The sequence below is a fragment of the Blattabacterium cuenoti genome (genome assembly GCF_014252015.1).
In the GTDB taxonomy this organism is placed as follows: domain Bacteria; phylum Bacteroidota; class Bacteroidia; order Flavobacteriales; family Blattabacteriaceae; genus Blattabacterium; species Blattabacterium cuenoti_U.
In genome coordinates this window covers 281,936-295,250 of sequence record NZ_CP059206.1, presented here as the reverse complement: position 1 = coordinate 295,250, position 13,315 = coordinate 281,936, and the positions used below count along the sequence as shown (strand labels likewise).

Sequence of the window (13,315 nt, the reverse complement as noted above, 5' to 3'; positions counted from 1 at the left end):
CAAAAACATGATAATTATATCTAAATTTGGGCTACTTTACTCTAAAAAAACCTTTCAAGGTTTCATATATAATATAAATTTATAAAATTATGTCCGTAAGAATCCGTTTAAAAAGAATTGGAAAAAAACATAGACCTATTTATCATATAGTTGTAGCTGATTCTCGTGCTCCTAGAGATGGAAAGTTTATTGAAAAGCTAGGAACTTATAATCCTCATACGGACCCTCCTTCAACTGTATTAAAAATAAAAAATGCTGTGTCCTGGTTAATGAAAGGGGCACAACCTACCAATACGGTAAAATCCATTTTTTCTAAAACCGGAATATTATTGAAAAAACATTTATTAGAAGGAGTAAAAAAGGGTGCATTTACTCATGAAGAGTATCAAAAAAAGTTTCATATGTGGTACAAGAAATACAAAATTTAATCTAGTAAATAACATGTAAATTTTTTTGAAATATTTAATTCCATATTCATAGAAGAACTATTCATATAAAAATTTCCTATCCGTTCTCTTCTTAAAGAAAGGATATAAGCTCCGCTTTGAAGCGCTTTACCAAAATCTTGAGCTATAGATCGAATATAAGTCCCTTTTCCACATTCTATAAAAAATTTTATATAAGGAATTCCTATTTTTAGGATATGAAATTTATAAATTTTTACACGTCTAGATTTTAGAACTATTTTTTTACCTTTTCTAGCATATTCATAAAATCTTTTTCCTTTTGTTTTTAAGGCAGAAAAATATGGAGGATATTGATCTATTTCTCCCAAAAATTTTTTAGATATTTTTTTAATCAATTGAGGAGTAATATGCGAAATGGAAGAAAAATTATGTTCTTCTGTTTCTGAATCAAAAGATAAGGTTTCACAACCTAATTTTATAATGCCTGTATAAACTTTTTTATAATTTTGAATTTCATTTACTTTTTTAGTATATTTTCCTGTTAATACAATTAATAAACCTGTAGCAAAAGGATCTAAAGTACCTGCATGTCCGATTTTTAAATTTTCTTTTTTTATAGCATCAGTGAGAATATAGCTTTTTATTTTTTTAACAATATCAAAAGAAGTCCATCCCCATGGTTTATCTACTAACAATATTTTTCCATTTTTAAATTCTAATAAATTAAATTTTGATTCAAAATTTTCCAATCGGTTTTATTAAATAATGTACAACAAGAAAAAAAGTTCCTAAAAAAATTCTATAGTATCCAAATAATTTAAAATTATTTAAATATTTTATGAAACATTTAATAGCTATTATTCCAGTTAAAAAAGCTACGATATTTCCTAATAACAACAATTCTATATCTTTAAATGTAAAAGAATTTAATTGAAAATAATAGTCAAATAATTTTTTACATGTAGCAATTCCAATAACAGGAACAGATAAAAAGAAAGAAAATTCAATAGCTTTTATTCTATTGACATTTTGTAGCATACAAGCAACAATGGTGGTAGCACTTCTAGAAACTCCTGGAATTAAAGCTAAACATTGAAATAATCCAATAATAAAAGCTTTCAAATAAGTAATACTATTTTTTCTATTATAAAAATTTTTTTCATAAAAAATTTCTACTTTCAAAAGAACTAATCCTCCTATCAAAAGAGATAAAGCAACTATGAGTGGTTTATCTAAAAAAAAATTGGTTATTTTGTTCAATAAAAAACCCAAAATACCTATAGGAAAACTGGCTACAAAAATTTTTAGATAAAAATCCAATTTTTGAAAAAAAAACTTGTTTCTATACAAAAAAATTACAGATAAAACGGCTCCAAACTGAACAGAAATAAGAAATAAATTGGTTATTTTATTTTTTAGTATTCCCATTGTGTAAGCCGCAAAGATCATGTGTCCTGTAGAAGAAATAGGAAAAAATTCTGTAATCCCTTCAATAATCCCTAATAGGATTGATTGAATATAATTCATAACGATATAATCGATTTTACTTAAAAACTAAACATAAATTTTTGCATGTATAGCATTTTTTTCTATAAAATTTCTTCGTGGGGGAACTTCGTCTCCCATAAGAATGGAAAAAATTTTGTCTGCTTCCGAATCATCGTCTATATTCACTTGACGTAAAGTTCTTTTTTTGGGATTCATCGTCGTTTCCCAAAGTTGTTCTGCATTCATTTCTCCTAATCCTTTGTAACGTTGTATATTGATAAATTTTCTTCCTCCTAATTTATGGATAATGTTTTCTCTTTCTTGATCATTCCAAGCATATTGAGAATGATTTCCTTTTCTAATTAAATAAAGTGGAGGTGTAGCAATATAAATGTGACCTTTTTCTATTAAAGGTTTCATATAACGAAAAAACAATGTTAAAATTAGAGTAGAAATATGACTTCCATCTATATCTGCATCTGTCATAATGATAATTTTATTATATCTAAGTTTTTTTATGTTCAAAATGGTTTGATCTTCTTCTGTTCCAATAGAAACTCCTAAAGAAGTAAATATATTTTTTATTTCCTCATTTTCAAATATTTTATATTGTATCGCTTTTTCAACATTTAGTATTTTCCCTCGCAAAGGTAAAATGGCTTGAAAATTTCTATCTCTTCCTTGTTTAGCTGTACCTCCGGCAGAATCTCCTTCTACTAAATAAATTTCACAGTTTTCTGGATTATTGAAAGAACAATCCGCTAATTTTCCGGGTAAAATACTACTTATAGGAGTCTTTTTTTGTATTAATTCACGAGCTTTTTTAGCTGCTTGACGCGCTTTAGCTGCTAATAAAATTTTATCAATAATTTTTTTTCTATCACTAGGGTGTTCTTCTAAATAACTATACAATGTCTCTCCTACAATTTTTTCCACAATACCTCCTACTTCATGATTACTTAATTTGGTTTTAGTTTGTCCTTCAAATTGAGGTTCCATTACTCTAACAGATATAATAGCCGTAATTCCTTCTCTAAAATCATCTCCAGTTAATTCTATTTTTTTATTAGATAAAATACCATATCCATCCACATATTTTTTTAACGTTCTTGTTAGTGCTCTTCGAAAACCAGAAATATGTGTTCCTCCTTCAGAAGTATTGATATTATTAACATAAGAATAAATTTTTTCTTTAAAAGAAGTATTGTATTGCATTGCAATTTCTACAATAGTGTTATCTTTTTCCCCTTCAATAAAAAGGATCTCTTTAGTTAAAGATTCCTGATTTTTATTTAAAATTGCTAAATATTCTTTCAATCCGTTTTGAGAGAAAAAATGTTCTTTTATATTTTCTCTCTCGTCTTTTAAAAATAAGTACAAACCTTTATTTAAAAAAGATAATTCTTTTAATCTATTAGCTAAAATTTCATAATTGTATATAATCGAATTAAAAATAGAATGATCAGCAAGATAATAAATTTTTGTTCCTTGCATATTGGTTTTTCCTAAACACTTGACAGAGTCAAGGGGTTTTCCTTTTAAATACTCTTGTTGATAAATTTTTCCGTTACGATAAATTGTAACTATAAGTTTTTTAGACAGTGCATTAACACAAGAAATTCCTACACCGTGTAACCCTCCAGAAACTTTATATGAATTTTTATCAAATTTCCCCCCTGCACCAATTTTAGTCATAACGACTTCTAGAGCCGATTTTCCTTCTTTTTTATGAATGTCTATTGGAATTCCACGACCATTGTCAAAGACAGTTATAAATCCATTTTTATGAATAGTTACCCATATTTTATTGCAAAAACCTGCCAAAGCTTCATCTACAGAATTATCTATGACTTCATAAACTAAATGGTGTAATCCTCTAATTCCTACGTCTCCAATATACATAGAAGGTCTGAGTCTAATATGTTCTATTCCTTCAAGAGATTGAATACTATCTGCTGTATAATCTTTCATTGTATTATGTTTTTTATTCATAATCCATTAATTTTATTTTTATTGTAAATTTTTATTATTTACATAAAATTTATAGTTTTATCTCAGAATTGATCAAATATAGAAAAAATATTATTCCGTGAAAATTTGGGAAAAAAAAACGAATTTTAGTTTAAATAAAGAAATAGAAAATTTTACTTCAAGTAAGGACTCAAAAATAGATTTACTTTTAGCACCACATGATGTTATAGGGACCATAGCTCATATTATTATGTTGAAAAGTATAGGATTATTAAATCAAAAAGATTTAAAAATTTTAATTCAAGAATTGCGTAACATTTATGTTAACGAAATTTTAAATAAAAAATTTAAGATTGATGAAGGAATAGAAGATATTCATTCTCAGATAGAATTTTTGTTAACCAATCGTTTAGGAAATGTAGGAAAAAAAATACATAGTGGGAGATCCAGAAACGATCAAATTTTGGTAGATTTAAAACTTTTTGTTCGTACAGAAATCAAGGAAATCGTCTACATGACTTATTCTTTTTTTGATTTATTATTAAAATTAAGTGAACAGCACAAAAATATATTAATACCTGGTTATACTCATTATCAAATAGCTATGCCTTCTTCTTTTGGTCTTTGGTTTGCTGCATATGCAGAAAGTTTAATAGATGATTTATTATTAATGCGCACCGCATATCGTATCGTAAACAAAAATCCTTTAGGTTCTGCTGCAGGTTATGGATCTTCTTTACCTTTAAATAGAAAAATGACAACCTATTTATTGGGTTTTGAAAATTTAAATTATAATGTGGTGTATGCTCAAATGGGACGTGGAAAAATGGAAAGAATTGTTTCAGAATCCCTAGCTTCTATGGCAAGAACTTTAAGTAAAATGGCACAAGATATTTGCTTATATTTAAGTCAAAATTTTAATTTCATTAGTTTTCCTGATCATCTTACTACCGGATCTAGTATTATGCCTCATAAGAAAAATCCAGATGTTTTTGAAATTATACGAGCTAAATGTAATAGAATAACTTCGTTACCTAACGAAATTTCTTTGATTTCTTCTAATTTATGTTCCGGATATCATAGAGATTTTCAAATTATTAAAGAAAGATTTATTCCTATTTTTGAAGAAATGAAAAAATGTTTTTATATATTTAAATATATGTTGAATCATATTATAGTGAAAAAGGATATCCTTAAGGATGATAAATATAAATACTTGTTTAGTGTAGAAGTCGTGAACCAGCTGGTTATTGAAAAAGGATATTCTTTTAGGGAAGCTTATCAAAAAGTAGGTTTAGATATCCAAAATGGATGTTTCAAACCTTTTACTAAGAGTTGTTATTCTCATGAAGGAAGTATAGGAAATTTATGTAATACACAAATTAGAAATTTGATGCAAGATATAATAAAAGAGTTTGATTTTGATAAAATAAATGAAGTTATAAAACGTTTAATTTATAGTAAAATTCATTTTAAAGAATCCTCTAATAATCCGATTTTCGTTTGAATTGTATAGATTTTTTATACAACCAATCTTTTATTTTCTTATGATGTCCAGACAAAAGTATTTTTGGAACAGACCATCCTTTATAAACCACTGGACGAGTGTAAATAGGAGGAGCTATGAAGGATTCTTTTTGAAAAGAATCTGTAAGAATGGATTCTTGATTTTGTATGACTCCAGGTAATAATCTAACTACAGATTCTACAACAACAGCAGCAGCTAATTCTCCTCCAGATAAAATATAATTTCCAATAGATATTTCTTTGGATATTAAGTGATCTCTAATTCTTTGATCAATTCCTTTATAGCGTCCACAAAGAATAATAATATTTTTCTTATCAGTTAAATTTTGAGCATATTTTTGTGAAAATAACTTTCCATCAGGAGTCATAAAAATTTTTTCATCATAATCTCTTTCTGATAAAAGTTTGGAAAAACACTGATATACAGGTTCTATTTTAATTACCATTCCTGCTCCACCTCCATAAGGATAATCATCTATATTTTTTCGTTTTCCTAAACCATATTTACGTAAATCATGAATATGAATATCAATTAAACCTTTATTAATTGCCCTTTTAATAATAGAATTGGAAAAAGGACTATAAAGAATTTCAGGGACTACACTAACAATATCTATACGCAATGCATTATTTTTTTTCATTAATATACACTTTGACTAATAATCTAAGAATGAAACTAATAAAAAAATTCTACCTTTGTGAATAATTTTTATAAATGAATTATATCGTATCTATAATAGGATGTCCCAATGTCGGAAAATCAACTTTATTTAATCGGCTTGTAGGAAGAAGAAAGGCTATTGTTGATGTAACAAGTGGAGTGACAAGAGATCGTATTTATGGAAATTCAGAATGGAATGGAATCAAATTTTCTGTGGTGGATACTGGTGGTTTTTCTACTTCAAAAAATGATATCCTTGAAAAGGAAATCAAAAACCAAATTTTCGTAGCTATCAAAGAATCTGATGTTATTTTATTTTTGGTAGATATAAAAATAGGAATCTTAGATGAAGATATAGAAATTGCTAAAATATTAAGAAAATGTCAAAAAATAATTTTATTAGTTGTAAATAAAGTAGATGACGGAAAATATGTATATTTTGATACAGATTTTTTTCGTTTAGGATTTGAAAAATATTATTATATATCTGCTATAAATGGGAGTGGTACGGGAGAATTGTTAGATAAATTAATAGAAATATTCAAACATAAATTTTTGAAAAAAAAAGAAAAAATATTGAAAAACGAATTTATTCCTCGTTTTTCAATCGTAGGACGTCCTAATGTCGGAAAATCAACTTTGATTAACTCTTTTTTAAATAAAAACCATCATATTGTGACAAATATTTCGGGTACAACCAGAGATAGTCTAGATGTATTTTACAATAAATGGGAATATGAATGCATTTTAGTAGATACACCTGGAGTTAGAAAAAAATCCAAAATCAGAGATAACATAGAATTTTATTCTACTATGAGAACGTTTAAAACAATAGAACATGCGGATGTTTGTCTTTTAATGGTAGATGCGTATCGTGGATGGGAAAAACAGGATATGAATATTTTTAAACTAGTGAAAAAAAATCATAAAGGTATTATAATTCTTATTAACAAATGGGATCTATTTTATAATAAAAATTTTTATACACAAAAAGATTACGAATTATTTATAAGAAAAAAAATTTCTCCATTTGATAATGTTCCCATTATTTTTATATCCGCTAAAAATAAAGATGGAATACACAATATTCTTCCCATGGCTTATCAGGTTTTAAAATCCCGTAAAAACAGATTAAAAACGAATATTTTAAATAAAATTATGTTACCAATTTTAAAAAAAAATCCTCCTACTCCTAATAAAAAAAATAAATTCATAACTATAAAATATTGTACTCAATTACCTTCATGCACGCCAAAATTTATTTTTTTTTCTAATTTTCCTCAACACATAAAAGAATCTTATAAAAGATTTGTTGAAAATCAAATTCGTTCTCATTTTGATTTTATCGGAGTTCCTATACAAATTTTTTTTAGAAAAAAATAATAGGATTTATTATCTATTGATGATATCGTGATAACACACTTAAGAGGAAAGTTAATAGAAAAAAATCAATCTTATTTAATTATAGATTGTCATGGAGTAGGATATCATATTCATATATCCTCATATACCTATTCTTCTTTGTTAGAAAAGGAAGGGAAAGATATTTGCGTACATACTTATCTGTTGATAAAAGAAAACCAACATGTTTTATATGGCTTTTTTGACAAAAAAGAAAGAAAAATATTTTCTTATTTGATATCCGTAAATGGAATTGGTCCAAGTTCTGCTATCATGTTATTATCATCTCTTACTCCATATGAAATCGAAAAATCTATATCTAAAGAAGATATAAAAATGTTTAACCAAGTTAAAGGAATTGGAACAAAAACAGCTCAAAGAATTATTATTGAACTAAAAGATAAAATTATTCAAGATCCTAAAAAAGGAAAAAATGTAAAAATTTTGGAAAATACATCTTATTTCATAAAAAAAGAAGCTTTAAGTGCTTTGAGGGTGCTTGGATTTTCTTCTCAAGAATATCAAAAAGTTTTGGATGATATTTTAGATGAAAATCCAGAATTTTCTGTAGAAAATCTTATTAAAGAATCTTTAAAAAAAATTGTGAAATCATAAAAATTATTCACTTATAAAAAACAAATTTGAATAAAATACTTTTGTTTTTTTTTAATTCAATAATACCTCTTATTATGAAACTTTTTTATCCATCAATTATAGTGGTTCTTTTTTTCTTATCTATATTTGATCTTATTGTTGGTTTAATTAATGATGCTGTTAATTTTCTAAATTCTGCTATTGGATCTAAAGTAGCATCTCGTAGAACTATCATGATTTTTGCTAGTTTGGGTATTTTATTAGGAGCTTTTTTGTCTAGTGGAATGATGGAAGTAGCAAGAAAAGGAGTTTTCGATCCTTCCTATTTTTATTTTTCAGATATTATTTTTATTTTTTTATCGGTTATGATATCCGATATTATTTTACTGGATGTATTTAACACTTTAGGATTACCCACTTCTACTACAGTCTCTATGGTCTTTTGTTTATTAGGCGCGGCTTTCAGTATAGCCATGATAAAAATGACTTCTCCATTTAATAATGAACCCTTTCATCATTTAACTCTATACATTAAAGCTGAAAAAACATTAACCATTAGTATAGGTATTTTTTTATCTATTATTATTTCTTTTACTTCCGGTGCTTTCATTCACTATTTTATTCGTTATTTATTCAGTTTTGAATATAAAAGTAGATTAAAATATGTAGGGGTAATATGGGCTGCAATTTCATTGAGCAGTATGACTTATTTTCTTATTGTAAGAGGATTACATAGTACTTTACAGGGTTTTATTGATGAAAATTTAACAGGATTTTCCTTATTCATTCAACATTTCATAAAATGGATTCACCATAATTTTTTTGTTTTTTTGTTGATATTATTATCAACGTGGACTATTATAGCAAAAATATTTGTTTCTTTAGGATACAATATATTAAAATTTGTCGTATTATATGGGACTTTTTCTTTAGCTATGGCTTTTGCAGGAAATGATTTAGTCAATTTTATCGGTATTCCTATAGCTAGTATACAATCTTATAATATATGGAAAGAATCGGGAAGTCCTCCTGCCGAAAAATTCAATATGAAAAGTTTATCTGGAAATGTACAGGTTCCATCTTCTATTTTAATTTTTGCAGGAATGATTATGATATTCACTCTTTGGTTTTCCAAAAAAACAAAAAACATCACAAGTACAGAAATTAATTTAAGTAGACAAAATGAAGGACCAGAAAAGTTTTTATCCAATTCTTTTTCTAGAGGAATTGTTAGATTTTTTTTATATTTAGGATATCATTTATTTAAATTTTTTCCTAAAAGACTTCTAGTTAAAATAGAAAGAAACTTTAAGCAAAAACAAAAAGAAGAAAACGTTGCTTTTGATCTTGTTAGAGCTTCTGCTAATTTGACTATATCCAGTATATTGATATCTATAGCGACAGTTCAAAAACTGCCATTATCTACCACTTTTGTTACTTTTATGGTATCTATGGGGACTTCTCTTTCAGATAGAGCATGGGACAGAGAAAGTGCTGTTTATAGAGTTTCAGGTGTTTTAAAAGTTATAAGAGGATGGTTTTTAACAGGTTTAATAGCCTTTACCATGGCAGGAATTACAGCTACTTTTTTATATTTTTTGAAAGCATGGGCTTTATCCTTTCTTATTTTTTTAATTTTATTTGTTTTTTATAGAAGTTATAAAAACTATAATAAAATGCAATATCAAAAAATAGAAGAAAAACCGTTTTTTGGTATAGTGAATTTAACTTTAGAGACGACTTTAAGTAATACCTTAGATATTATAAAACCTATACTTGAATATATTGAAAGTATTTACAAAAAAAGTATAGAAGGAATTACTCAAGAAAATTTAAAAATACTTCAAGAGAGTCGAAATAATTTTTTAAAAGTAAAAGAAAACTTTACAAATATACATCATTCTTTAATTAAAGTGATTAGAAAAACGAAGAATAGCGAACCAATTGCTGGAATCTTTTATCTACATATATACAATAAAACTAAAGAAATCATAGAATCTTCAGATATTATTACGAATCATACATTGTTTCATGTTATCAATAGCCATAATCCTATAAAATATAGACAAAAAAAGAATTTACTAACACTTGAGCATCTTATGATTGAACATTTCAACATTATAAAAAGAATAACAAATGATAGAAATTGTAAAAAAATTCAATACACTATAAAAAATAAAATTATAAAAAAAATTGAGGAACAAATGAATCAACAGGTGATGGGAATTATCCATAATAAATATGGAACAAAAAACACATTTTTAATGTTGGATATTCTTTTACAATCAAAAAAAATTACGGAAAATATAGAAGAGATCATTCTATTGTATAACGATACATTATCCCATATTTCATCTGAATCAACAAAAAAAGACGCATCCTTTTTGGCTTTCTAATAAATAGTCATGAGATTACATCCTCGCATGTCTGAAAAATCTATTCTTCCTAATACTTCGAATTCATTATCATTGATTTTTTTTCCTAGATCTTCGGTAGAAATAAAAGGACAAGATAAATAATTCGATAAATCTATAATATCAATCCCTCCTATTTTATTATTATCTACATGTATAAAAGGATCTTCCGGATCTCTTATATATATTTTCATCCAAGGAGGACATTGAAATATCCCATTTTTTTTTGCATATGCTTGAGAAAGCAATTCTGTCATTCCATATTCCGAATGAATTTCCTTTACACAAAAAAAATTTTTTAAAATATTGTGTAATTCTTCTCTAATGATTTCTTTTCTTATTCCCTTCATTCCTCCTGTTTCCATAATAATGACTTTGTTTTGATGTTCATTTTGTTTCATATGATTATTTTTTTCTATAAAATCCAATAAAGAAAAACTTAGTCCGAAAATTAAAATATTTTTATCATTTTGAGCAGGAACAATACGTACATCTTGATAAGAAGTATAAGGCACAAAATGACTTCCATTTTCACAGGTTTTTTGTATAAAATATTTTATCATATAAATTAAAGAAGAATCTTTTCTATTTGTAGGAAAAAATCCTAAGAACTTAAATTTTTCTATTGGACCATAAAAAAACTCAAAACCCTTTCTAATACTATCAATATATACATTTAAGTTTTTTACATAATGTTTACTTTTGATCCCAGTAGTTCCACTGCTGTTAAAAATGACATCGTAACACCTACTACTACAAATACGATGCGTTTTAAAAAAAGAAATAGGTAAAAAAGGAATTTTAGAAATATTTTTTATTTTAAATGGATCTACATCTAAAAATTTTAGATAATTTTTATAAATTTTGTTATTTTTAATTTGATAATGGAATATATCCCATGTCAAATTATCAAATTCTTTTTTTGATAATATAGAAAAAATCTTTTTTTTAAAATTCATAAAATTTAAAATACAATTCTTTCAATTTATTCAATAAAGATCCTTTTTTATAGAAAAAAAATTGAAATTCTTTTTCAAAGGAATTTTTAAAAAAGTTATAAGGAAAGAGATCTACTTTTTCATTTGCTTCTTTTAGAAAAAGAATACATATTGAAAGAAAAAAAAAATATTTAATCATACCTAATATTACACCTCCTAATCTATCTAGGGGTTTCATCCATGTGATTATCATTATAATTTCTATTATTTTTTTAGCTATAAAAGCTAAAAAAATAATAGAAATTAGAGAAATTATTAAAGAATAAATTATAAAAATATAGGATTTTTGGCTTACTATATTGACTTCTTTGAAGATTTCTTTTACAAAATCATAAACATAAAAACCTTTGAAAATCAATATAAAAAATATCATAAATATGAATAATTGAGAAATTAATCCTTTTTTATATCCATGGTATCCACCATATAAGACTAAAATTATAATAATTATATCTAACATAACTATTTTTTTATATATACTATATACTAAATAAAATGGAAAAAAAATTTATGCAACAATTTCATATCAAATGGAATAAAGTCATGTCATATATACAAAATAATTTTTCTATAGAAGGAAAAATTGATATAATTGGAATTATTTATCTAATAGGAATTCAAGAATTAGGAAAAGGTAAGAATCAATTTTTAAATAGAGAAGATAAAATCAACATTCTACATATTGCAATATGTAGAATACTAGAACCTTTTGGTTATTATTTGTTTATTGGAAAAGATAAGGAAGGATGGCCTCATTATATATTGAAAAATAAGATTCCTTTTAACCAAGAAGAACAATTATTCTTAATTAAAAAAGCTATTATTCGTTATATGAATGAAGAAAATATTATTGAATAAATTAAATATGGACAAAGAAATAGAAAATATTAAAAAAGAAATAAAATGTTTTCACATTAAAACATATAATGATTTAGAAACATTCAGAATTAAATTTTTAGGTAAAAAAAAAGGAATTGTAACAATTTTATTTAAAGAGTTAAAAAAAATTACTATTTGTAAAAGAAAAATTTATGGAAAAATTATTAATGATTTAAAAAAAGAAGTTCAAAATAAAATAAAGATTTTTAACTCAAAAAATGATATTCAAAAAAATGAAAAAGTACTAAAATTAGATCCTACTATACCGGGAAAATCTATAGAAATAGGATCCATACATCCCCTGTCTATTATAAGAAATAGAATCATAGATATTTTTATCAAAATTGGATTTACTTATGTAGATGGACCTGAAATAGAGGATGATTGGCATAACTTTACGGCTTTAAATATTCCTATATTTCATCCATCTAGAGATATGCAGGATACATTTTTTTTGTGCAAAAATCCAGATATTTTATTACGTACACATACTTCCTCTGTACAAATACGGTATATGAAAAAACATAGTCCGCCTTTTCGTGTATTATCTATAGGAAAGGTATATAGAAATGAAACCATATCATCACGTTCCAATTTCATGTTTCATCAAGCGGAAGGATTTTATATAGATCAAAAAGTTTCTTTTTCAGATTTAAAACAAACGATTCATTATTTGATTACTTCTTTTTTTGGAGAAGTAAAAATCAGATTCCGTCCTTCTTATTTTCCATTCACAGAGCCGAGTGCTGAAGTAGATATATATTGTAATGGTGAATGGTTAGAAATCATGGGCTGTGGAATGATAGATCCACAAGTTTTGGAAAACGTAAATATTGATTCAGAAATTTATTCTGGATTTGCTTTTGGATTGGGAATTGAACGTTTAGCTCTAATAATTTATCAAATAAAAGATATTAGAATTTATTTTGATAATGATATTCGTTTTTTAAGACAATTTAAAAGCGAGTTTTAGAT

General features: G+C 25.6%; 13 protein-coding genes. 7 read left to right on the top strand and 6 right to left on the bottom strand.

Going from position 1 to position 13,315, the window contains the following annotated elements; translation table 11 throughout:
* The first annotated feature begins 89 nt into the window (after positions 1–89).
* Positions 90–428: a 30S ribosomal protein S16 gene (gene rpsP / locus H0H50_RS01400; RefSeq protein ID WP_185867388.1), complete on the top strand. Its 339-nt coding sequence runs from the start codon at positions 90–92 to the stop codon at positions 426–428.
* Here the strand turns inward: rpsP and truB are convergent.
* From truB to gyrB, 3 genes are read right to left on the bottom strand one after another with little or no spacing between them, the layout of a single operon-like run.
* Complete coding sequence (gene truB, locus H0H50_RS01395; protein ID WP_185867387.1) at positions 425–1,156, bottom strand: tRNA pseudouridine(55) synthase TruB; 732 nt, start codon at positions 1,154–1,156, stop codon at positions 425–427. The two genes, rpsP and truB, sit on opposite strands and share 4 nt — an antisense overlap.
* Complete coding sequence (locus H0H50_RS01390; RefSeq protein ID WP_185867386.1) at positions 1,143–1,934, bottom strand: undecaprenyl-diphosphate phosphatase; 792 nt, start codon at positions 1,932–1,934, stop codon at positions 1,143–1,145. The genes truB and H0H50_RS01390 overlap by 14 nt, the downstream gene beginning before the upstream one ends.
* A gap of 27 nt (positions 1,935–1,961) precedes the next feature.
* Positions 1,962–3,887, bottom strand: coding sequence for a DNA topoisomerase (ATP-hydrolyzing) subunit B (gene gyrB / locus H0H50_RS01385; RefSeq protein ID WP_185867385.1), 1,926 nt, complete (start codon positions 3,885–3,887; stop codon positions 1,962–1,964).
* A 97-nt stretch (positions 3,888–3,984) separates the two neighbouring features.
* Here gyrB and argH point away from each other — a divergent pair, with 97 nt between their 5' ends.
* On the top strand, positions 3,985–5,373 hold the full coding sequence (gene argH / locus H0H50_RS01380; RefSeq protein WP_185867384.1) for an argininosuccinate lyase: 1,389 nt from the start codon (positions 3,985–3,987) through the stop codon (positions 5,371–5,373).
* Here the strand turns inward: argH and trmD are convergent.
* Entirely contained in the window at positions 5,351–6,016 is a 666-nt protein-coding gene (gene trmD / locus H0H50_RS01375; RefSeq protein ID WP_185867425.1) for a tRNA (guanosine(37)-N1)-methyltransferase TrmD, read from the bottom strand. The two genes, argH and trmD, sit on opposite strands and share 23 nt — an antisense overlap.
* A gap of 92 nt (positions 6,017–6,108) precedes the next feature.
* Here trmD and der point away from each other — a divergent pair, with 92 nt between their 5' ends.
* From der to H0H50_RS01360, 3 genes are all read left to right on the top strand, one after another.
* Positions 6,109–7,437 carry a ribosome biogenesis GTPase Der gene (gene der / locus H0H50_RS01370; RefSeq protein WP_185867383.1) on the top strand — a complete coding sequence of 443 codons (1,329 nt, stop codon included), beginning with the start codon at positions 6,109–6,111 and terminating at the stop codon, positions 7,435–7,437.
* Positions 7,438–7,464: 27 nt separating this feature from the next.
* On the top strand, positions 7,465–8,070 hold the full coding sequence (gene ruvA / locus H0H50_RS01365) for a Holliday junction branch migration protein RuvA (protein WP_185867382.1): 606 nt from the start codon (positions 7,465–7,467) through the stop codon (positions 8,068–8,070).
* Positions 8,071–8,144: 74 nt separating this feature from the next.
* Positions 8,145–10,445, top strand: coding sequence for an inorganic phosphate transporter (locus H0H50_RS01360; protein WP_185867381.1), 2,301 nt, complete (start codon positions 8,145–8,147; stop codon positions 10,443–10,445).
* Here H0H50_RS01360 and H0H50_RS01355 read toward each other — a convergent pair.
* Together H0H50_RS01355 and H0H50_RS01350 are read right to left on the bottom strand one after the other, a co-directional pair.
* Entirely contained in the window at positions 10,442–11,422 is a 981-nt protein-coding gene (locus H0H50_RS01355) for a long-chain-fatty-acid--protein ligase (protein WP_185867380.1), read from the bottom strand. The genes H0H50_RS01360 and H0H50_RS01355 overlap by 4 nt on opposite strands.
* Complete coding sequence (locus H0H50_RS01350; protein ID WP_185867379.1) at positions 11,412–11,921, bottom strand: CvpA family protein; 510 nt, start codon at positions 11,919–11,921, stop codon at positions 11,412–11,414. The genes H0H50_RS01355 and H0H50_RS01350 overlap by 11 nt, the downstream gene beginning before the upstream one ends.
* A 35-nt stretch (positions 11,922–11,956) precedes the next feature.
* Here H0H50_RS01350 and H0H50_RS01345 point away from each other — a divergent pair, with 35 nt between their 5' ends.
* A complete protein-coding gene (locus H0H50_RS01345; RefSeq protein WP_185867378.1) occupies positions 11,957–12,319 on the top strand; it encodes a hypothetical protein in 363 nt (120 codons plus the stop codon).
* A 7-nt stretch (positions 12,320–12,326) separates the two neighbouring features.
* Positions 12,327–13,313 (top strand): phenylalanine--tRNA ligase subunit alpha, encoded by a 987-nt coding sequence (gene pheS / locus H0H50_RS01340; RefSeq protein WP_185867377.1) that lies wholly within the window; start codon positions 12,327–12,329, stop codon positions 13,311–13,313.
* The last annotated feature ends 2 nt before the right edge of the window (positions 13,314–13,315 follow it).